Origin of the sequence: Pseudomonas frederiksbergensis, assembly GCF_001952935.1 — a bacterium.
Classification (GTDB): Bacteria; Pseudomonadota; Gammaproteobacteria; order Pseudomonadales; family Pseudomonadaceae; genus Aquipseudomonas; species Aquipseudomonas frederiksbergensis.
In genome coordinates, this window is record NZ_CP018319.1 from 1,662,305 (window position 1) to 1,683,706 (window position 21,402).

Sequence of the window (21,402 nt, forward strand, 5' to 3'; positions counted from 1 at the left end):
GGAGCATTAGCAAGTTGCCACTGCGTCTTCTCGCGTCAATCGATGGCGGCCTTGATGGTGCCGAACAGGGTTGTTATCGAGGTTCCCATCCCTGCACTGAGGCCGGCAATCACCACCGCGATCATGGCGGCAACAATTGCGTACTCAATACCCGAAGCACCCTCGGTATCTTTAGCCAGGCCTTTGTAAAAAGCGATTTCGGATTTGATCTTCTGAGCAATCTTGGAAAAGGACATGGCAGTTCTCCTGAAAGACGCGGGTGTTGCACGATCGCAACATGATTCCCCTTTGCCATCCTCAGCATTGTCGGCATTCCACCTACCCACAACTGTAAGAACGAATTATCACTAAAGTATTAGTTGCTTCGTTGACGCCAGAAAAGTCTTGTTTTCGCCCTAGTTGCTTACTTTCGTTAGTTAATTTCAGGTCCGTAATGGCTTTTTGCTCTAGCTGAGCTACCGTCAAATAGCGAAATAGTTCCATGTTCATAGCTGCCTGATTGCGAAGTTGTCTCGTTGGGCACGACGAGGTCTCAAGCAGCAGGAAAGGGAGAGCCGTCATGAACAGTCGTATCACTCTGGGGCTGGCCGGCTTGTTTCTGGTGGGCGCCATTATTGCCGGTTACTGGGGCCTCACGCTGAGCAGCCAAACCGCTCCCGAGCCTGTGGTGCAACCCGGAATTGTCACGCCTGCACCCACCGCCCAGACACCTGCTCCCGTGGACGACCCCACCCGCCAACCCGTGGTGGTGCTGCTGCATGATGTGCCCCCGTTCGTACCGATCAGCGCCGCCGACGTGACCCTGGAAAAACTCCGTACCGCCCCGGCCGGCAGCCTGAGCCGCCTCGATCAAGCCATTGGCCGAACGCCCTGGCGTGCCCTCAGTGCCGGCACCTGGCTCAGTGATGAAAGCTTCGAAGCCGGCGGCAGACTCGCGCGGATGATTCGTCCCGATGAACGCGCCCTCGCCGTCGCCGTGGATGAAGTAATCAGTGCCGGGGGGCAACTGACACCGGGGGACTATGTCGATGTGCTGCTGTTTCTGCGCATGGACAACAACAACCCTCAACCGTCGGCGCAACTGGTGGTGCCGGCCTTGCGGGTGCTCGGCGTAGGCGAACAGATGGGGTTGACCAACGATGGTCAACCCGCAAGCCCGGCCCGCAGTAACGAAGAAAAACTCAAGCAGGAACAATTGCGCGCCAACGCCCGCAGCGTCTTGCTTGCCGTCCCCGAACAACTACTGAGTCGGTTGATGCTCGCGGCCCAGGCCGGCGTGTTGCGCCTGGCCGTACGCAGCGCCGATGAAAAACGCCTGGCTCGTTACTGGGCCGGCGAAAGAGTTTCATCGGCCAGTCTTGCCAGCACCAACCGCGAGTTGATGCAGTTCAGCCAACTGGCCATGACGCCCCCACCCAAACCTGCCGCCCCCCACATCGGCACAGCACCGCGCAAGCCAAGCGTGGAAGTTATTCGCGGCAACGAAATTACCCAACAAACGCCCTGAATCGAGCAAGGACGCATCTAAATGCCCAGTCGTTCCATGCCGCTGTTTCAAGCACAACAAAGAACCGAACGGGTATCGCTTGTACTTCTTCGAAAACTGCAACTTCGATAAACGCGGCGGATTATCGCAATGAGCCAGAGCCAGAACCTGAGCCAGACCTTCCTCGCGATCACGCGCAACAGCACCGACCTTGAGTGGCTGCAAGGCGCCCTCGCCCCGTTGGGCCAAGTGGTCAGCGCCGGTGGTGGCAGCCTCGACGAATTGCTGGCGCTGGTGGACGTGACCTTCGCCAGCCTGGTGTTCATCGGCCTGGACCGTGAACACGTGGTGGCCCAAAGCGCACTGATCGAAGGTGCCCTGGAAGCCAAACCGATGCTGGCGATCGTCGCGCTGGGCGATGGCATGGACAACCAACTCGTGCTCAATGCCATGCGCGCCGGTGCACGGGATTTCGTGGCCTATGGTTCGCGCTCCAGTGAAGTCGCGGGGTTGGTGCGACGGCTGGGCAAACGTCTGCCGCCCGTGGCCCCGAACACCCAACTGGGCAGCCTGACGGTGCTCTACGGTGTGCAGATCAACGCCGACGGCGCACTGCTCTCCACGCACCTGGCGCAAGTGGTGCAAAAGAGCGGGCAGCAAACGCTGTTGCTGGACCTGGGCCTGCCACGCGGTGACAGCCTGGCCTTGCTCGGGCTGGAGAGTTCGTTCCACTTCGGCGATGCACTCAGGCACTTGCGGCGCCTCGACGCGACGCTGATCGACAGCGCGTTCACCACCTGCGCCGCCGGGTTGCGGATCCTCGCCTACGCCAGCCACGATATGCCGCTGGAACACACCAGCACCGCCGAGTTGTACATGCTGCTCAGCGCCCTGCGCCAACACTTCCAGCACATCGTGGTGAACATGACTGGCCAGCCGGACAGCGAAGCGCTACGCACCTTCGTCACCCATTGCGACAAGTTGCTGTGGTACACCGATCAGAACGTCCTCGACTGCCGTCGCAACCTGGCGGTACTCAGCCTTTGGCGTGAAAAAGGCATGAAGCTCGATCACGCCAGACTGCTGGTGGACCGCTACCTGCGCAACGTCGCACCGGACGCCGACACCTTGAGCAAAAGCTTCGGCATGGAGATCATCGCGACCCTCGTCTACAGCCCGGAAGTGCGGCTCAACGCCAAGAACCAAGGGGTGACGCTGTTTGAACTGGCCCCCCGCGAAAACCTGACTCAAAGCCTGCGCGCCCTCGGCGATCAGTTGGCCAAGCGCTCCGAGGGCCTGGCCAAGCCCAGGCCTGGCTGGTTCAACCGGTTGAGGGGTGCGCAATGAGCGGTGAAAAACTTTTCGGTGCACCTGAACGCACCACCAGCGGCAACACCGACCACGAAGGTCTGAAACTGGTGCTGCACCGCTACATCATCGACGCCATCGAGGAATCCGGCAAAAACCTGCTGGAGGGTTCGCGGCAGCTGCTCTCACAGTTCGTCATCGACAAGGTTGCCGAGTACATCGCCCGGCTGCACCTGGCGATTTCCCGCTATGAAATGGAGCGTCTGGCCGAAGAAATCGTCGATGAACTCACCGGTTTCGGCCCCTTGGAAGTGTTGCTGCGGGACCCGGCGGTGACGGAGATTCTGGTCAACGGCCCGCACCGGGTGTTCATTGAACGCGACGGCATCCTGCATCTAAGCGACCTGCGCTTCATCGATGCGCATCACGTCGAACGGGTCATGCAACGGATCCTCGCGCCCCTGGGCCGACGGCTCGATGAGTCCTCGCCAATGGTCGACGCACGACTGCCCGACGGTAGTCGGGTCAATGCGATCATTCCGCCGATTGCGCTCGATGGTCCCTGCCTGTCGATCCGCAAATTTCGCAAGGACATGCTCAAAAGCTCAGACCTGGTGGCGATGCAAACCATCGATCAGGCGATCTTCGACTTCATTCAGGAGGCCGTGGGCCAACGCTGCAACATCCTGATCAGCGGCGGCACCGGCACCGGCAAGACAACCCTGCTGAACATTCTCAGCCAGTTGATCAACCCTCACGAGCGAATCGTCACCATCGAAGACGTCGCCGAACTGCAACTGGGCCACCCTCATGTGGTGCGCCTGGAAACCCGACCGCCGAATGCCGAAGGCCACGGCGAAGTGAAGGCCAGCGACCTGATTCGCAACGCCCTGCGGATGCGCCCGGACCGAATCATCCTCGGCGAAATTCGTGGCGTCGAAGTGCTGGATGTACTCACCGCAATGAACACCGGCCACGACGGTTCCATGAGTACCGTGCACGCCAACAACGCCCAGGATGCGCTGTTGCGCCTGGAGACCCTGGTGGGCCTAACGGGCCGCACCATCGCCGAACGGACCTTGCGGCAAATGATCTGCGCCGCACTGGATGTCGTGATCCAGCTGACGCGCCTGCCCGACGGCCGCCGCTGCGTCAGCGAAGTGGTGGAGGTGATCGGTTTGCGTGATGACGTGTATGTCACCAACACGTTGTTCCGGTTCGACCGGCGCACCGGCTTCGGATTCATCCGTGAGGCGGTCAACCCCGCCGGCGACAAACTGCGCCGTGAGTCGGCGCTCTCTCCCTCTGTGTACTGAAGGCCACGGCATGCTCAAACCGGTGCTGCTCATCCTCCTTTGCCTGGTTTTGCTCGGACTGTCGATCCGCCTGTTTTATCGCGGTTTGCGCCAGTCCGGCACTGAGCGGGTGCTGGGGCGCCTGATCCAGGGGCAACCGCAGCCGGTGCCGACGAAAGCCTCTTGGGTGGGCCTGGACCGGGCGTTTCTGCGGGCCGGCCTCAGGCGTCCTTCCGAGCGTCTGGGCGGGTGGCTGCTGCTCTGGGCCTTTGGCATCTTGCTCGGATTTGCTACCGGTAGCTGGGTCGGCTTGCTGGTTGTGTTACTGCTGCCGCCGCTGATGCTGCGTCTGTATGTCAATTGGCGTTATCAGCGTCGGCTCCAGCGCATGATCGAACAACTGCCACAAATGCTCGATCACACCGTGCGCAGCCTGAAGTCCGGGCGCACCCTGGCCGATGCGGTGCTGGGCGCCATCGACACCGCTGAAGACCCGCTGAAAAACGCCATGGGGCGGATTCAGCGCAACGTGGTGTTGGGGGTCAGCCTGCCGGATGCCGCGGCGGACTTTGCCGAGCTGTATGAGAAAGACGAACTTCGCCTGTTCGCGCTGGGGTTGAAGGTCAATCACCGCTATGGCGGCAACGCCAGCGAATTGCTGGAAAACCTGATCAAGATGATCCGCGAGCGCGAGCAGGCTGCGCGCCAGCTCAGGGCCATGACCGGTGAAACCCGGGTGACCGCGTGGGTCCTGGGCTGTTTGCCGATTGGCCTGGCGGGTTATTTCCTCGCGACCAACCCTCAATACTTGCTTGCCATGTGGCACGACGGCTCGGGGCAAATCATGCTCGCGTCCGCGTTCGGCTTGCAGGTGATCGGCAGCCTGGCCCTCTGGCATATGTTGCGCAGCGTATGAAAGTGCCTTTGCTGATCTGCGCGTTGCTGTTGCTGGGGGCCACCTTGTTGCTGCTCAGCGGTTTGCTGGAACACCGTCGGCGGGCTCGCCAGGTGGCACAACGACTCGACGGCAAACTGGCGAGCGACAACCGGGTAAATCAGTGGCTTGAGCTGCTGGGCAGCAGCCGGATCGGTCAGCGCTCGGTCAACCTGGATAACGAAACCCAGGCCTTGCTTAACCGTCTGGGCTGGCGCAGCGCCCGGCGACGTTCACTGTTCGCGGCGTTCCAGGTAGGCGCTCCGGTGCTGGCGCTGGCCCTGGCCTTGCTGATCCAGGGCGTGTTCTTCCCTCACGCAGACAATCAATGGATGGCCCCGGTACTCGCCACCTGCATGGGCTATCTATTACCCAAACGGTTGCTGGCTGCGGCCGCGCAACGTCGGCAAAAACAACTGGCGATGGAGATTTCCACCTTCATCCCGCTGCTGCGCATCCTGTTCGAATCGGGCATGGCGGTGGAGCAATCGCTGCGAGTGTTGAGCAATGAAGGCAAACAATTATTACCGGCCCTGACCCATGAATTGCGTCTGGTATTGGCCCGGGTCGACTCCGGCCTGGAACTGGGCGAAGAACTGCACAAAGTCACCCAACTGCTGGCCGTCGACGAGTTCACCGACACCTGCGTCATCCTTGAGCAGTTGATCCATCAGGGGGGCGGTGCGATGAAATCCCTGCTGACCCTCAAGCAATTGCTCGACGACCGGCGCCTGACGCGTCTGCAGGAATACATCTCCAAGCTGTCCGCCAAAATGTCCATCGTGATGATGCTGTTTCTCTTCCCGGCGCTATTGATCGTACTGGCCGGCCCGGGCTTCACCGCCCTGTCCCGTGCCTTTGGTTCTTAGAGGGTTCGTGATGAACGCAATGACTGGCCGGCTTGTGTCGGCTGTTGTCAGGCGGTTGCGCGAGTAACGGTGTGGGCACTCGTAAAAAAGACAACAACCTAATGCGCTGTCATCCCCTGACGCAATCCATGACCGGGCGACAAAGCCAGCGCCAACTGCGTCCGGTTATGCATATGCGTCAACCGCAAAACCTGCGACACATACAGCTTCACCGTGTTCTCGGTAATGCCCAGCTCGCAGGCAATCTGATAATTGGTCTGCCCCTTCCCCACCAACCGCGCCACCTCCAACTGCCTTGGCGACAGGTGACTGAAAACCGCCGGAATCTCTACCCGATCCACAGCAATGTCAGCCTCATCGGTGGAAACCGATAACCGCGGCCCACGCCGAACCTTATCCAGATCCTGATACAGATCATCGATCGACTCGGCAAGGTACTGAAGCTTCTGATCCAGATGCTTGAGCTGCAGGCTCTTCTGCCGTTCCTGCAACACCACTGCCTGACGGGCAATCCCTTCAAGCAACTCAGCCGGATTGACCGGCTTCTGGTAGTAATCGGCAAACCCGGCCCGCAAAGCCTTGATCACATCCTGCTTGTCCGCACGCCCAGTGAGCATGATTGCTTCAAATACCCGGTGCTTGCCGGATAACCGTTGCAGCTCCTGAACCAGTTGAATCCCGTCCATACCGGGCATGTGCAAATCGCAAAGCACCAGGCCAATGGCTTCGTCTTCATTGAAACGCTCGACGGCCTGACTGCCCGTCTCGCTGCAAACGCAACGGTAACCGCTGCCTTCAAGAAGCTCACAGAGCTCTGCGGCAATCAACGGCTGGTCATCGACCACAAGGATTTTTACTGCCGAAGGAAGTTTGATCACATGCGACTCCCTGCAAGGTCAAAGTTGACCGTTCCTCTACAAACAGCCACAGACAGTACAACTGCTGAATTGAAAGTAGACGTACATTCCGACTCTGTACATACAACGGGCCCCTAGTGAAACCAGGCGAGAGTGAGCAACAGGCCGACCAGCACGAAGGGTGCGAAGGGTTGTTTCTTTGACATTCCAGGCTCCAGGTATCGAAGATGATTTCTAAGCCCTTGGCCCATATGAAGCCAGACTCTTGGCGCCAGCAGCAGCCACAAGACACTGGCCAATCCGGCACCGATGAACACGCCCAGCAGGTGCATGCCGTCAGTCGCCAGCCCCAGGCCGGTCATCAGTTTCACATCGCCTGCGCCCAGGCGTCTCAGCGCATAACCGGGCAAGGTAAAGGCCAGCGCCAGCAAAAAAGCCCAGCCGCCCTGCACTGCCTCGGCCCCCAGCCAGGTAGTGCCTGTCCACAGCAGATACGCCAGCGCCAACACCGCTGCGCCAAGGGTCAGGCCATTGGCGATGTGCCGTTCTCGAGCATCCTGTGCTGCGCAAAGCGTCAGCCAGATCAGTAATACAAAGCTCTGCATCCGGTAAAAAACGTCCGTTTTGGCTGAATGATTCTATGCTGATATCACGTGATGAATATCAGGGTAGACGCAGTCATGAAAACAGGCCTCCCCCGTAAGCAAAAAGGCGCTGTAGCGATTGAATTCGCGTTGGTATTTCTCATCTTTTTCGCCGTGTTCTATGGAATCGTCACTTACAGCTTGCCGCTGTTGCTGATGCAATCGTTCACCCAGTCGACCGCCGAAGCGGTGCGCCGAAGCGTGGCGCTGGATCCGAGCACCCCCGGCTACGACACCGCGGTAAAAACCGTTGCTACCACTGAACTGAGCCGACAATTGGCCTGGATTCCTGCCGCACTGAATTTCAATGTCGCCACCGACGCCAGCGCCACCTACGTGGGCGGGGTGTTGACAGTCAGCATCAACTACCCCACCAGCAAATTGCAGCAGGTCATCCCGTTTCTGAACGTGCCGGGAATTGGCCAAGTGCCCAATCTGCCGGCAAACCTCTCCGCCCGTTCGAGCCTGCAATTTTGAGTTCCGCAGACAAACTCTTCGGGCGCCTGCTCAACCGCCATCCGCCTGCGCCAGTGGCCGTGCCAGACACCCAGAGCATGCAAAGTGTCGGTTTGCAGATGCACCTCGATGCCGAAGGTCGAGTGATTCACCTGACCGGCCCGCTGCGGCATGTGCTGGCCCAACAGACACCCACGGCGCAAGCACCGCACCTGCTCGATTTCCTCATGCCTCACAGCGGCCTCACCGTTGAAGGCTCGCCCGCCGACTGGCTGGGACAGAGTCTGGACCTGGACTTCTACAGCCTTAACGGCCAACCCCTGCACTTGCGTGGCTGGGTCCAGCCATTGGCCGATGCCTGGCTGTTGCAGTTGCTGGACATCGGCGACTTGTTGCTCGATCGCCAGCAATCACGCAGCCGCGAGCAATGCCAATTACTCGCCGCGCAGATCGGCGAACAGTTGCGCCGCTGCAACCTGACGCGCCTGCCCGAGGTGCTGGTGGAACAGCTGCAAGGCCTGGCCCAGCGTTTCCACATGCCCTGCATTGCGGTGGCATTACTCGATGAACAGGAAGAAGGCTGGCAGATACACCAGCATTACACGGCCTTCGATGCGCCTCAGCTGTGGCAAAACGCTCAACGCCTGGGCACCGGGCTCGACAGTTTGAATGGCTCTGTGCCGCAACGCCTGACGCCCGCCGAACATCCCCGTTTGCAAAGCATCTTCGGCAATGCCGAAGGGTTCGCGGTGCCCTATCACGATGCCCAGGGGGTGGTCGCCTGGTTGCTGTGTGGCCTTTATCCAGTGCAGCAACAGGCACCTGACTTGAATGACCGCGACTGGTTACAACTGACCGCCGCGCTGGCAGGCCCGTTGCTTGAGCGCTTGCGCGAGCACCGGCACCAACTGCAACTGGAACGGCTGGAGTCGCTGCAAGCCTTGCTCGGCACCGGATGGTGGGAAGTGTTCAGCGACAGTCGCGAGGTGCAACTGGCGCCGTCGCTGGCCAGCAACCTGAACCTTACGGTCGACCGTTTGCCGCTGCACGACTGGCTGGATCGGGTACACCCCGCCGACCGCGAAGAGTTGAGCAGTCGTTTGCAAGCCTTGCAAGACGACGGCACCCCGTTGCTGCTGTGCGTGCGTTTGGCCCAAACGCCGAACTGGTATCGCCTGCAAGGACAAGTCCTGGGCATCGGTAAAAACCGACGGTTAGTGGGTTTCATGCTCGACATCAGCGACATCAAGAACCAGGAGCAAAGCGCCGCGGCGGCCCATGCCCGACTGGACAATCTGATCGCCAGTTCACCGGCGGTGATCTACGTGCAGCGCTATGACGAAGGTGCGCTGCAACCAACGTTTTTCAGTGACAGCCTGCTGCCGTTGCTCGGCTGGACACTGGCTGATTGCGCCACGGGGACCTTGGTTGAAAGGGTCCACCCGGAGGATCGCGATCGGTATTTCGAACGTACCCGACATTTGCTGCGTGAAGGTTCGGTGCGCGCCCGCTATCGGCTGCGCGACAGTCGCGGCGAATACCACTGGCTACTCGATGAAGCCAAGCTGCTGCGCGACGATCTTGGCTTGCCGGTGGAAGCCGTCGGCCTGTGGCTGGACGTCACCGAAGCAACCCTGGCCGCCGAACAGGTGAAACAGAGTGAAGAACGCTACCGGATCCTGGTGGAAGACTCTCCGGCGATGATCTGCCGCTACCGCCCGGACCTGACCCTGAGCTTCGGCAACCGCCCGCTGGCGACTTACCTGGAGTGCCAGCCCGAGCAACTGCCCGGAGTGAACCTGGGCAGCTGGATGTCGCAGGAACAGCGCGAAGCGTTTCTCCAGCGGCTCAGCCGACTCAGCCCGGAATTTCCGGTCAGCACCGCGGAAATCAACCTGCAACTGCCAGGACGGGAACACGCCTGGTGGGTATGGTCGGATCGCGGGGTGTTCGATGAACACGGCCAATTGCTGGAGATTCAGGCCGTGGGGCGCGACAACACCGAGGTCCGCCGCGCCCAGCAGCAACTCACCCAAAGCGCAAAAATGGCCACCCTCGGTGAAATGGCCACAGGGCTGGCCCATGAAATCAATCAGCCGTTGAATGTGATGCGCATGGCCATCGTCAACGTGCTCAAGCGTCTGAGCAACGGCGATGCGCAAATCGACTACCTGACCGACAAGCTCAACCGCATCGATGCCCAGGTCCAGCGCGCCGCGCGGGTGGTGGATCACATGCGGGTGTTTGGCCGCCGTTCGGAGATCGAGCAGCAGCCGTTCAATCCGGCGCAAGCCATCGAAGGCACGTTGTCGCTGCTGGCCGAAGGGATGCGTGGCAAAGGGGTCGATCTGCGGGTCAACGAGATCGGGTTTGAAGTGCAAGTGCGCGGTTACGTCGATCAGCTCGAACAGGTGTTGATCAATCTGATGGTCAACGCTCGGGATGCGTTGCTCGGCAAACGCGAGGCCGACCGCGAGTTCAAACCGTGGATTTCGGTGTACGCCGAACGTGATGCGTATTCGGTGCGGCTGTGGGTCGAGGACAACGGCGGCGGTATCGATCCGCGGTTGCTGGAGCGGATCTTCGAGCCGTTCTTCACCACCAAACCCGTCGGTGTCGGCACCGGGCTCGGGTTGTCGGTGAGTTACGGCATCGTCGAGAACATGGGCGGAAAATTGAGCGTCAGAAACTCGGTCGAGGGCGCCCGGTTTTGTATTGAACTGCCGATTATTGCTGACGATCAGATCACCAGCGTCGCTCGTCCTGAGTGACAGCTGAGGTTGGCGCCGACTTCGATTTTCCCAACCTCGATCCCCAGGGTCTTCAGAACAGTGTTGAGCAAGTTATCCAGCAGCGGACTGAGGATCGAGTTCAGCGTCGTCGTCAACAGCGTCAGTACGCCGTCGAGCAGTGTGTTCAGTAAATTGAAAGCAGGCGCTAACAGGAAACTGTGACTGAACGAGGGTCTGTGGACGGTCAACAAATTCTCATCATTGACGGTTTGTGTCATGCCGGCGATCGCGTTGGAGGCGGACAAGGTGTAAGGCGGATCCGAAGGAGCTAGCCCGACTTTCGGTGGATTGATGAATGTGGAAGTTGCGCTGATCGGCAGGACGGAACTGTCGATCCTGAGCTCGGCACCACCGCCCGAAAAGGGAACGCCCGCGTGTCGAATATCGAGCAAGGTCACGGGTGTGACGCTCATGGGCGCCGTCGATGAAGCCCAGTCCGAATTGATCCGTCCAACCCGCAACTCCGCCACAGAGGTGGTTGTGTTGGCTGTCAGGCTTTTATTGGTCTCACTGGCACAGGTGTAATCAGTGACGTAACTGTTTCCGCTACCGGCTTCCAGACTCACGTCCAGATTGGGGCTGGGTAAAACGTATAAGTCGAGCCCCAGCAATCCGGTGACAACGGACAAGATGTCCGTCACTACACTCAGCAGGTTGGTGACCAACGACAGATCCAGGGTCACCAGCACCCGGACCTGGGCGGTACGCACATAGATTCGATTGGCACCCAAAGGCGCTAGTTTTGCCAGTGCGGGGTTGCCCACCGCCGAAAACTGCGGAGGCTCGACGACCTTGATCTTCGCGGTAGCCCCGAGGCCCAGCCCCAGCAAATTCACTGGAATGGTGCCCGCCAATGCACTCTTGCTGCTACCCATCTCGATAAAGGCCTGGACTAACTGAAGAGCGTTCACATTGGCGTTCAGACTGGAGGGCGCGCTGCCCGCCTGCAGTTTCAATACGTCACCCAACTGCACTTTGATCGGGCTAACGACCGCGCTAACCAGCGCATTAAAACCGGCTTGCACGTGCGCTGTAGCCCCATTGAGCCGAGCGACCGTGGCGGCGGCCTGGAGCAACTGGCCCACGGTAGCATCGGTAGCGAGCAGCCGAGTGTAATCGCCGGCCGTGACATTCAAGTCAATGGCTAACTGGTCCATGAATTTGAGCAAGTTGATATCGGCGGCGAGCAAACCGTTCCAACTCGCGATGGACAGGTTGATAGAAGTCCCCCCTACAGCGGAAAGAAGCCCGTTCAATAAATTCACGTCAACCAACGTGCTGCGAATACTCAATTGGGCGATCGGCGGTCCCGGAAGAGCCGCCACCGCTGTGGCCGTCAGGTTGATGGTCGCCGCGCGTGGAGCGCCGCCGAACAGCGCGCCGACACCGCCGGCGACACTCTGCGGGACCGAGTGGCTGGCGATCACTCGAATGGCTTCGCTCTTGCTCGGGTCGGCACCAAATACTCGAAGGTTATCGGCATCCAGGGTCAAGGCACCGCAAGCGACCAATAGATTGCGACTGGGGTCAGGAAGGGTAAAGCCGTTACGGTTTGCGCTGGCGGTGGCATAGACGGTGGCGGTGTTGCCAGCGGCGCAATCACCATTTCGGGTGGAGGCTTCAAGTGCGGCCATGTCCGCCACACGCTGCAAGTCACGCTTTTCCAGGTACAAACGACCGCTGTCGACCACGACCAGCAAGAACACCAGGGCCAAGCCCAATGTCAGCGCCGCCATCAAACCGATCGCCCCCCGTTGCCGGGACGGCCTGCGAAACTGCAAACGCGGAGACATCGCGCACTCCTTTGCCGGTGCACAGCCGAGGGCTACCTCCATGGGTGAACAGCAGTGTAGTCAAGACTTGGCTGGACCGCTGGCAACATGCCAGCTCAGACAACAAAAAACCTGTGGGAGCGGGCTTGTCTCCGGGCGGCGTTCCGACGAATGCGGTGTGTCAGTCGACATTGATGCTGACTGATACACCGCATTCGTCGGAACGCCGCCCGGAGACAAGCCCGCTCCCACAGGGATTGGGTTGTTTATTTGGGTGGGTAGTTGGCGAGAATTCGCCCGACCGTTTCCTGGATGGCAGTGCTGCGATCCGACGGGTTCGGTGTGCGGCTAAGTATCTGCTCGTCACTGCCGCGCCATACCAGTTTGCCGTCCTTGCCGTCGAGCAGGTCGATCTGGATGATCGCCACGTTGTAACTGACGTTACGGGTTTCGGTGTACATCGGCCCGCCCCAGTAGCCGTTCCATGGATTACCCCAGGCGCCGCCGTAGTTGGTGGTCACTTGTTGCTGGCGCTGTTCGACGATCAGATAGGTCTGCACGTTCAAATCGCCCTTTTGGCCACCGGCAGCCGGACGCAGGCCACGTTGATCCAACTGATCGGCTACCGACTGGCGAATGCGTTGTTCAGTCAGGTCGCTCTTGATCCGTGGGTCATCGGGGCGATATTGCAGGGCGGGTTCTTTCCAGTTCCAGCTGCGATAGGCGGCAAAGTCGCGGCTGGCATCGAAGTCATGATTGACCTGGCTGCCGGCGCAGGCACTGAGCAGCACGGCCACAGCCAGTAAAGCGAGACGGCGGAACATGATGATTCTCCGGTTGAAGACATGAACCTGCGTAATGTTTCCTTACGGAAGCTAATTGGGAGGATACGCCGACATCGCCTTTTCTACAGCCTTGCGTATCGCATCGGCACGCTCGCTCTCGCTGCCGCGATTGCTGGTTTCGGCGCTGGCACTCCATACCGGCTGACCGCTCTGAGCGTCAAACAGATCAACCCGCACCACCACGACCTGTTCCTGATAAGTCCGCACGATCGGCACGGTGTTGTATAGGCCGTAACCGCTGCCGTAGCGGTTGTAACCGCCATAGCCGCCACCGTAATAACCATAGTCGTCGCGAACCTGACGCAGGCGGGTTTCCAGGTGCAGCTCGGCGCTGACAAACAGGTCGGCCGGGCGGTTATCCTGCAGCGGGCGCAAGCCACGTTGATCGAGCGCATTGCTGACGGCTTCGGCGACCTGCGCCGAATCCGCCCAGGCGGTGCCCGGCGGCAACTGCCCGTTGAGCCAGGCCCAGCTGCGGTAACGCCCGTAGTCACGCGGCGGTGCCGGGTAGGCGCTGCGGTCGAAGGTGTTGGCCGCCTGAGGCGGCGCGGGTGGCAAGGGGTTGGATGACGCCACATAAGGGTTGCTGCCCTGACAGGCCGCCAAGCCGAGACAGACCACCAATAACCCCGAACGACTGTTCATTTCGCGCTCCGATCAGACCGGCCGACAGATCCAGTGCAAGTAGCGCCCAAGCCCGGCAAAGCTTGGGTGACGACGGTGGGCCAGTTCCATTTCCAGCAAGTCCGCCAGTTCGACCCGGGCCTGGAATTCCACCGGCATGTAGTCGTGAAAAACCCGCACCCCGCTCTGGGTTTCGACCTGCCACATGCCCTCAAGTTGCGCCGCCAGTTCGCGCGGATCAAGCGGCTGTTGCGGGGTCAGGCTTTGCTTTTCGCCGGCCATGTCGTTCTTGCGCATCTTGCGGAAGTGGCCTTTGAGCAGGTTGCGATAGATCAACGCATCGCGGTTGTAGAAAGCCAGGGACAACCAGCCATCGGGTTTGGTCAATTGATGCAGGACCGGCAGGATCGCGTGGGGTTCGGCCAGCCATTCCAGCACGGCGTGGCACAGCACCAGGTCGTAGGGTTCGGTGAGTTGGCCGAGCAGATCCTGCCACGGCGCCTGGATGAACGTCGCTGTTTGCCCGGCATCGGCAAAGCGTTGGCGGGCGCCTTCGAGCATCGGCTCGGCGGGTTCGGCCAGCGTGACTTCATGACCGCGCTGGGCCAGCCACAATGACATGTGGCCCAGGCCGGCACCGATATCCAGTACGCGCAAAGGTCGGTCCGGCAAGGCTTCGGCCAGGTCGGCCTGAAGCACCGCCAGACGGATCGCGCCTTTGGCACCGCCGTAGATCTTTTCGGCGAAACGGGTCGCCAGTTGATCGAAATGACGGTCGCTCATCAGCTGAACCTCCGTTCGCTGTCCGCGAGTTTGCTGCGCACCACTTCATTCATATCCAATCCCAACTCGCTGCACAACAGCAGCAGATAGAGCACGATGTCACCGATTTCCTGCCCGGCATGGGCGAGCTTGTCCGCCGGCAACTGGCGCGACTGGTCTTCGGTCAGCCACTGGAAAATCTCCACCAGCTCGGACATTTCCACGCTCGCGGCCATGGACAGGTTTTTCGGGCTGTGAAATTGCCGCCAGTCATTGCGGTCACGGATGGCGTGCAGGCGTTCGGTCAGTTCAACAAGGTTCATCGGGCTCTCCTGAAGGCGTATAGCTTCGGGGGATAAGGAATGAAGGCAAGCGGCAAGCGTTGCAAAAACACTATGCTTGGAGGGAACTCGGCACCCGGCTCGACAGCCCAAGGCTCAAGTCCGGCAACCACGCCACCACTTTCATCAAGGACGCTCACGACATGCAGGTAGAAAGTTTTTTCGAATGGCTCGGCCAGGCTCTCGGTTCGGTTATCCGTTTCATCGTCGATGGCCTCAGTGGCTTGTTCAACCTGTTGAGCAACGCCGGCAGCAACTTTGTCGAAGGGCTGTCCAGCGCACTGGGCATGGATGCGTCGATCATCAGCATCATTGCGCTGATCGTGGGGTTGATGCTGTTGTGGTCGGCCATTCGGGCGTTCATGAATGCGTCGATCATCATGGGGATTATCTGGTTGCTGCTGGGGCTTTGGTTGCTGAGCTGGATAATCCATTGATCCCGATTGATCGTTCCCACGCTCTGCGTGGGAATGCAGCGCGGGACGCAGAGCGTCCCTGACTGCGTGACGCAGAGCGTCACAGGAGTCATTCCCACGCAGAGCATGGGAACGATCACCACAAACTGTCGCTACAATGCCGCTCCCCCAAGGAGCCTGCATGTCCAACCTGATCGCCGACTGGCGCGACCGCCCTACCCATCGTCGAGTCTGGGCGCTCGCCGCGCCGATGATTCTCTCGAATATTTCCGTACCGCTGGTGGCGCTGGTCGACAGCGCTGTCGTCGGTCACTTGCCCCACGCCCATCAGTTGGGCGCGGTCGCGGTCGGGGCCAGCCTGTATACCTTTCTCGCCTGGGCCATGGGTTTTCTGCGCATGGGCACCACCGGGTTCGCCGCACAGGCCGCCGGGCGGGAGGACGGCGCGGCTTTGCGGCAGATCTTGCTGCAGGGTCTGTTGCTGGCAATGGGTCTGGCCATAGTGCTGGGGGCACTGGGCGTGCCGTTGAGCGGGATCGCACTGCATTTCATGCAGCCGTCGGCGGCGCTGGATCAGTTGACCCGCGAGTTTTTCCATACACGGTTGTTCGGTCTGCCGGCGGCGCTGGCCAGTTATGCGCTGGTCGGCTGGTTCCTCGGCACGCAGAACGCCCGGGCGCCGCTGGCCATTTTGCTGAGCACCAACCTGGTGAATATCGCACTGAACCTGTGGTTCGTTCTCGGGCTGGAGTGGGGCGTGGTCGGTGCGGCCCGTGCGTCGGTGATCGCCGAATGGACTGGCGCGCTGATCGGCCTGCTGATGACGCGCAACGCCTTGCGCGCCTATCCCGGTCATATTGCCTGGGCAGCGCTGGCACTGTGGCGGAGCTGGCGGCCGCTATTGGCGGTCAACCGCGACATTTTCATCCGCAGCCTGGCGCTGCAATCGGTGTTTTTCCTGATCACCGTGCAAGGCGCGCGACTGGGTGATGCCACCGTCGCCGCCAACGCCCTGCTGCTCAACGGTTTGCTGCTGACCGCCCATGCGCTGGACGGCCTGGCCCACGCGGTGGAAGCCCTTTGCGGGCATGCCATTGGTGCTCGCGATCGAGAGTCCCTGCGCCGTTCATTGGTGGTGGCCTGCGGTTGGTCATTGCTGGCGAGCCTGGGTTTTGCCGTGCTGTTCCTGTTCGCCGGGCATTTGTTTATCGAGATGCAGACCGACATTCAGAGCGTGCGCGACACCGCATTCATTTACCTGCCCTACCTTGCCGCGCTGCCGCTGATTGCGGTCGGGAGTTACCTGCTCGACGGATTGTTTATCGGCGCCACCCGTGCCCGGGAAATGCGCAACGGCATGTTGCTGACGGTAATTCTGCTGCTGCCATTTGCCTGGGCGCTGCAAGGTTTGGGCAACCATGGACTGTGGATAACCTTTTTGCTGTTCATGGTGCTGCGCAGCCTGACCCTCGGCGCGTTTGCCTGGTACCTGCACAAAAACGACGGCTGGTTCGCAGGCAAAACACACTGACTCGGCATGGCTGGTGTGCGAGAAATGCAAGTCCTGCACCGGCACGCCAGACCACCGGTGTATTCAAGGTTGATCGCTCTGCCACCGGTTGCGCAGGCTATCGAGACGCTCCTGCTGGGTGAGTCCCGGCAACGCATGCCCAGGCAAAGCGCCGGGGTACTGCAACCGTAGCCATAACCAGTCATCAAGTACCGGGCGCTCGGTAAACCCCAGCGCCAACCCTTCCTGCAGGTGGACCCACAGCCTGTTGTAGTCAGTCCCGGTGGATCGACTCCAGTGCCAGGCATGCTGCTCCAGCAGGCAGGTTTGCAGTTTTTCCTGCTGACGCGGACTGAGGCTTTCTTCAACCGCCAAAGGGCTGACGGCAAGCCCCGGATTGACCAGTTGCTGCCAGCCCTGACTGCCGATCGCGCGGTCGGCCCACGTCCCGCCGAACCAGCGCACATGGCTGACAGGACCCAGCCAGCGACTCAGCTCCTGCGCATCGCAGGCATCGAACAAGTAACTGGCCGTTTGCGGGTTGTAGTAACTCAACAAGGCTCGGTGATGCAGACCGACTGTGACCGTGAGCATGCGGCGCAAATGCTCCAGCAACTGCGAGGACGAGACCTCGCTGGCCATCAGCAAGCCGCGCCAGACGGGCACTTCGCTGTGGCACAAACCAGCCAGCGCCGGGCATGTCCGAAGGTCGATCAAGGCCGGGCCGTGTTCACGCAATGCATGCCACTCAGTGCCTTCGAACAACCAGAACCATCGGGCATGCGCAAATTGCTGTTGCAGCGCCACCCCCGCCTGTGGCGCACCCGGCACATCCAGCAATAGCCACTGCGGGGGCGCGACGATCATGCCGCACCGCTCTGGCCAAACCGCTTCGCGGCCCGGCAGGTGCAGAGGACCTGCGTGCAATGGTTGAAACTGCCGCCACCGGGCAGCAGGCATAGCAACATCAATGGTTCGCTCGATTGCAGTAGCGCCAGCAAGCCCCCGATTTCCTCGACCTCAGATGTGTGCAGCGGGTCGTCGTTATCAACGTCGTCAACGGACGAAGGAACGTGAAGAACCCCGGTAATCAGCGGCTGATCCGGATCCCCCTCGATAAAGCTCACAACCACTTCTGCACCCTCATTCAACTGCTCGACCGCCGCGTCGCCCAGTTCAGCGGCCACCGGCAGCCAACTGTGGCTGGGCACGGCGCCCTCGCCCTGATAAAGCCAGTCAAATTGCACGGCAACCGGTCTGGACGGATCGGGGCATGACTCATCGATGTTGACCACCCAGGCCCGTTGCAGGCTGTGCATCCTGGGTTTCACTGCGCAATGAGGCGCGACAAAAGGCACCTGCCAGTGGATCGCATGGATCTGGTTGCTGTAGGACTGCGTTAAATCCTGGCTGCCCTGATGCTCCACCCGGGTCAGCAGCCAGAGATGGTTGCAGTCGGCTATCGGATGACCGGACAGCGGCATCAACTGACCGCTGCGCAGCGCCGCCAGGTCCGTTCGACCTTCGGCAATCGGCGCGGCTGGCTGCCCAGCGCGCCCCAGAAGCTTGAACTGCCGCACGGCCGATTGTTCGCTCTCGACCCGGAAGACCGCGCTCTCGCTGAAACGAAAGTGCCCCTGACCATCACCGAAAACCACGCAATGCCCGCGCGCGTCGTGTTCGAAATGGTAGTGAAGCCGTTCCTGGACACACAAACGCTGGATAAATTGCAGGTCTGATTCCCGGTACTGCGTACAGAATTCACGGGCCGGGTAATCGCCACTCAGCTCAAAGCGCCGACTCTTGCCGACGATACCGTGCTCCTTGAGCACCTGACTGAGGATTTGCGGCACCGAGCGCGCGCTGAAAATTCGCTGACTGAAGCGCAGGGAAAGGCATGCCAGCTTCGGCCCCAGACGCACGCGACAGAGCCTGACAACCAGGTCATGGTCACACTGGACGAGTTCATGCAATTGTCCGTGGAAGCCATTTCCCGCTGGCCCGACATGCAAAAAGGCCGGACGGTACAGCAGGCTTGCAAGGTCGAGTGTGGGGTCATCGATCAGCAGATCCACGTCGAACACAAAAGGCTCGCTGATGGCTTCTCTACCGGTAAAGGCCAAGACCTCAAAGGGGTCGGGCAGACCCTCTACATCCAGACGAAATGACGGCTCGTTGACTGGATCGAACATCGGCGATTCTCTACAGGAGGGGCGGCCGGGGATTCTCTCCGAGAGAGTTGGCCGAGTAGAGTGCCGAAGTACAACTTAGGAAATGACCTACGCGAAAAGAAGACCACATAACTTGGATGGCCAGGAATGTAAGTCATTTCGCGTGAAATCCGAGAAGCATCTCACCAGGTCATCTGAAATTTCCGATACGTGCGGAACATTTTCAGACAACCTGGTGAGCGCAGTGCCTTACCTCAAGAAGACAGGTAAGAAGAACGGGTCAGCCCCAGACGCAATGCGTCGAGGAACTGGGTACGCTCGGCGGCGGTGATGCGGGCGCTGGCGCATTTGTCGCGATAGTGGGTCATCAACTCTTCCGGCGACAAGTGCACGTAACGCAGCATGTCTTCGATAGTGTCGTGGGTTTCGATACCCGCGTGGTACACGCTGCCGTCAGCGTTCTGATAGATGTTCACCGAGTCGGTGTCACCGAACAGGTTGTGCATGTCGCCGAGAATTTCCTGGTAGGCGCCGACCAGGAAAATACCCAGCAGGTAGTCTTCACCTTCGTTCAAACCATGCACCGGCAAGCTGGTCTCGATGCTCTGCTCGTCGACGTATTGCTTGATCTTGCCGTCGGAGTCGCAGGTCAGGTCTTGCAGCACCGCACGGCGCAGCGGTTCTTCGTCGAGACGATGCAGCGGCAGGATCGGCAGGACCTGGCCGATGGCCCAGGTGTCCGGCAGGCTCTGGAATACCGAGAAGTTGCAGATGTACTTGTCGGCCAGCTTGTCGTTGAGTTCGTCGAGCACCTGACGGTGCGAACGCTGACGCGCCTTCAACGAGTTGTGCAAGCGACGGCACACGGCGAAGTAGCATTGCTCGGCCAGGGCTTTCTCGGCCAGAGTCAACTTGCCATCGGCGTACTGGGTCGCAACATCGCTCATGTAGTGAGTGGCGCGCCAGTAGGTTTCGGTGACCATCTCGATGTCGGTCGGGCCCAGCAGGTCAACCAGCCATTGCACGGTTTCCGGCAGTTCTTCCTTGTTGTCGATTTTCGGCACGTCGTCGTTGTGTTTCTCGACGTCGGTCACTTGCACCACCAGCATCGCGTGGTGTGCGGTCAGGGAACGGCCGCTTTCAGAGAAGATGTTCGGGTGCGGCAGGTTCTGCGCGTCGCAGAATTCCTTGAGCATCCCGACCACGACACCGGCGTAATCGTCCATGTCGTAGTTGATCGAACTGGCGTTACGCGAGTGCGTACCGTCGTAGTCCACGCCCAAACCGCCACCGACGTCGATGTGATCCACCGGCAGGCCGAGGTTGCGCAGTTCGCCGTAGTAACGAATCGCTTCCTTGAAGCCGTGCTGGTAGTCCGCCAGGTTGGCGATCTGCGAGCCCATGTGGAAGTGCAACAGGCGAATGCCCTGGTCCAGGCCAGCAGCGCGGAAACGCTCGACCACCGACAGCAATTGCGCCGCCGACAGACCGAACTTGGATTTTTCGCCACCGGTGTCAGCCCACTTGCTCGACGCCAGGGACGACAGACGCACGCGCAGGCCAACCTGAGGCTTGACCTTGAGCGAGGCGGCTTCTTCGATCACCAGACCGACTTCGGATTCTTTCTCGATCACGATGAACACGTTGTGGCCGAGCTTCTGGCCCATCAGCGCCAGACGAATGAATTCGCGATCCTTATAGCCGTTGCAGACGATGGTGCCGCCCTTCGGCGCCAGGGCCAGCACGGCCAGCAGCTCAGGCTTGGAGCCGGCTTCAAGACCAATGGACACGTCCTGGGTGGCAATGATGTTCTCGATCACCGCTTCTTGCTGGTTAACCTTGATCGGGTACAGCGCGGTGTACTTGCTCTGGTATTCCAGACGCTCGATGTTCGCGTCGAACGCGCCGGTCAACTGACGCACGCGGTCTTGCAGAATGTCAGGGAAACGCACCAGCAACGGCAAGGACAAACCGCTTTTACGCAGCTGGTCGACTTGCTCGAACAGGTCGATAGGCGAACTGGTCGGACCGTTCGGACGAACTTCGACGCGACCGGCGTCATTGATCGCGAAGTACCCGGCCCCCCAATGGCGAATCCCGTAAACACTGCGGCTGTCCGCAACTGTCCATTGGCTGCCATCGTCTTTGCGTGTGCGTCGTACGGACATTGAAGTCCCCTATAAAGAAGTCATAGAGCGTCGCCTGGGTTCAGGCCGGCGCAGTCTAAAGAATGAAAATGACGGTTCGTCAACGAGGGGATAGACCTCGCTGACCGCAGTGAGTTTAGAAACCGGTCAGAACAGGCTCTGTGAAAACCATG

At 60.2% G+C, this 21,402-nt stretch carries 20 protein-coding genes; 9 read left to right on the forward strand and 11 right to left on the reverse strand.

The annotated features are described in order from the left end of the window. Positions 1-35 precede the first annotated feature (35 nt). Positions 36-236: a Flp family type IVb pilin gene (locus PFAS1_RS07885; RefSeq protein ID WP_076028770.1), complete on the reverse strand. Its 201-nt coding sequence runs from the start codon at positions 234-236 to the stop codon at positions 36-38. Between the two features lie 323 nt (positions 237-559). On the opposite strand from PFAS1_RS07885, the gene cpaB reads away from it, so the two are divergent. From cpaB to PFAS1_RS07910, 5 genes are all read left to right on the forward strand, one after another. Then, on the forward strand, positions 560-1,507 hold the full coding sequence (cpaB, locus tag PFAS1_RS07890; RefSeq protein ID WP_076028771.1) for a Flp pilus assembly protein CpaB: 948 nt from the start codon (positions 560-562) through the stop codon (positions 1,505-1,507). Between the two features lie 129 nt (positions 1,508-1,636). After that, positions 1,637-2,833 (forward strand): CpaE/TadZ family protein, encoded by a 1,197-nt coding sequence (locus PFAS1_RS07895; protein ID WP_076028772.1) that lies wholly within the window; start codon positions 1,637-1,639, stop codon positions 2,831-2,833. Further along, positions 2,830-4,110 (forward strand): CpaF family protein, encoded by a 1,281-nt coding sequence (locus PFAS1_RS07900; protein WP_076028773.1) that lies wholly within the window; start codon positions 2,830-2,832, stop codon positions 4,108-4,110. Before PFAS1_RS07895 ends, PFAS1_RS07900 begins: the two co-directional genes overlap by 4 nt. 10 nt (positions 4,111-4,120) lie before the next feature. After that, positions 4,121-5,005: a type II secretion system F family protein gene (locus PFAS1_RS07905; protein ID WP_076028774.1), complete on the forward strand. Its 885-nt coding sequence runs from the start codon at positions 4,121-4,123 to the stop codon at positions 5,003-5,005. Then, the gene (locus PFAS1_RS07910; RefSeq protein ID WP_076028775.1) at positions 5,002-5,892 is read left to right on the forward strand and encodes a type II secretion system F family protein; all 891 of its coding nucleotides are present in this window, start codon (positions 5,002-5,004) and stop codon (positions 5,890-5,892) included. The genes PFAS1_RS07905 and PFAS1_RS07910 overlap by 4 nt, the downstream gene beginning before the upstream one ends. A gap of 98 nt (positions 5,893-5,990) precedes the next feature. Here PFAS1_RS07910 and PFAS1_RS07915 read toward each other — a convergent pair whose 3' ends face one another. Together PFAS1_RS07915 and PFAS1_RS07920 are read right to left on the reverse strand one after the other, a co-directional pair. After that, a complete protein-coding gene (locus PFAS1_RS07915) occupies positions 5,991-6,770 on the reverse strand; it encodes a response regulator transcription factor (protein ID WP_076028776.1) in 780 nt (259 codons plus the stop codon). 113 nt (positions 6,771-6,883) lie between these two features. After that, positions 6,884-7,354, reverse strand: coding sequence for a prepilin peptidase (locus PFAS1_RS07920; protein ID WP_074873476.1), 471 nt, complete (start codon positions 7,352-7,354; stop codon positions 6,884-6,886). A gap of 75 nt (positions 7,355-7,429) precedes the next feature. Here PFAS1_RS07920 and PFAS1_RS07925 point away from each other — a divergent pair, with 75 nt between their 5' ends. Both PFAS1_RS07925 and PFAS1_RS07930 read left to right on the forward strand, forming a co-directional pair. Beyond that, positions 7,430-7,870, forward strand: a complete 441-nt coding sequence (locus PFAS1_RS07925) for a TadE/TadG family type IV pilus assembly protein (RefSeq protein WP_076028777.1) — start codon at positions 7,430-7,432, stop codon at positions 7,868-7,870. Beyond that, entirely contained in the window at positions 7,867-10,620 is a 2,754-nt protein-coding gene (locus tag PFAS1_RS07930) for a PAS domain-containing sensor histidine kinase (protein ID WP_076028778.1), read from the forward strand. The genes PFAS1_RS07925 and PFAS1_RS07930 overlap by 4 nt, the downstream gene beginning before the upstream one ends. Here PFAS1_RS07930 and PFAS1_RS07935 read toward each other — a convergent pair. The 5 genes from PFAS1_RS07935 to PFAS1_RS07955 form a co-directional block, all read right to left on the reverse strand. After that, the gene (locus PFAS1_RS07935) at positions 10,590-12,434 is read right to left on the reverse strand and encodes a pilus assembly protein TadG-related protein (protein ID WP_076028779.1); all 1,845 of its coding nucleotides are present in this window, start codon (positions 12,432-12,434) and stop codon (positions 10,590-10,592) included. The genes PFAS1_RS07930 and PFAS1_RS07935 overlap by 31 nt on opposite strands. Positions 12,435-12,679: 245 nt before the next feature. Beyond that, positions 12,680-13,237 carry a DUF4136 domain-containing protein gene (locus tag PFAS1_RS07940; protein WP_076028780.1) on the reverse strand — a complete coding sequence of 186 codons (558 nt, stop codon included), beginning with the start codon at positions 13,235-13,237 and terminating at the stop codon, positions 12,680-12,682. A 51-nt stretch (positions 13,238-13,288) separates the two neighbouring features. Next, positions 13,289-13,903: a DUF4136 domain-containing protein gene (locus tag PFAS1_RS07945; protein WP_074873466.1), complete on the reverse strand. Its 615-nt coding sequence runs from the start codon at positions 13,901-13,903 to the stop codon at positions 13,289-13,291. 12 nt (positions 13,904-13,915) lie between these two features. Then, positions 13,916-14,665: a methyltransferase gene (locus tag PFAS1_RS07950; protein WP_076028781.1), complete on the reverse strand. Its 750-nt coding sequence runs from the start codon at positions 14,663-14,665 to the stop codon at positions 13,916-13,918. Next, the gene (locus PFAS1_RS07955) at positions 14,665-14,967 is read right to left on the reverse strand and encodes a MazG-like family protein (RefSeq protein ID WP_076028782.1); all 303 of its coding nucleotides are present in this window, start codon (positions 14,965-14,967) and stop codon (positions 14,665-14,667) included. The genes PFAS1_RS07950 and PFAS1_RS07955 overlap by 1 nt, the downstream gene beginning before the upstream one ends. Positions 14,968-15,128: 161 nt before the next feature. Between PFAS1_RS07955 and PFAS1_RS07960 the strand changes: the two genes are divergently transcribed. After that, positions 15,129-15,422, forward strand: a complete 294-nt coding sequence (locus PFAS1_RS07960) for a hypothetical protein (RefSeq protein ID WP_074880469.1) — start codon at positions 15,129-15,131, stop codon at positions 15,420-15,422. 160 nt (positions 15,423-15,582) lie between these two features. Then, a complete protein-coding gene (locus tag PFAS1_RS07965; protein WP_076028783.1) occupies positions 15,583-16,932 on the forward strand; it encodes an MATE family efflux transporter in 1,350 nt (449 codons plus the stop codon). A 63-nt stretch (positions 16,933-16,995) separates the two neighbouring features. Here the strand turns inward: PFAS1_RS07965 and PFAS1_RS07970 are convergent, their stop codons facing one another. From PFAS1_RS07970 to speA, 3 genes are all read right to left on the reverse strand, one after another. Then, the gene (locus PFAS1_RS07970; protein WP_076028784.1) at positions 16,996-17,778 is read right to left on the reverse strand and encodes a DUF4123 domain-containing protein; all 783 of its coding nucleotides are present in this window, start codon (positions 17,776-17,778) and stop codon (positions 16,996-16,998) included. Next, entirely contained in the window at positions 17,775-19,103 is a 1,329-nt protein-coding gene (locus tag PFAS1_RS07975; protein ID WP_076028785.1) for a type VI secretion system Vgr family protein, read from the reverse strand. The genes PFAS1_RS07970 and PFAS1_RS07975 overlap by 4 nt, the downstream gene beginning before the upstream one ends. A gap of 233 nt (positions 19,104-19,336) precedes the next feature. Beyond that, on the reverse strand, positions 19,337-21,250 hold the full coding sequence (speA, locus tag PFAS1_RS07980; protein WP_076028786.1) for an arginine decarboxylase: 1,914 nt from the start codon (positions 21,248-21,250) through the stop codon (positions 19,337-19,339). Between the last annotated feature and the right edge of the window lie 152 nt (positions 21,251-21,402).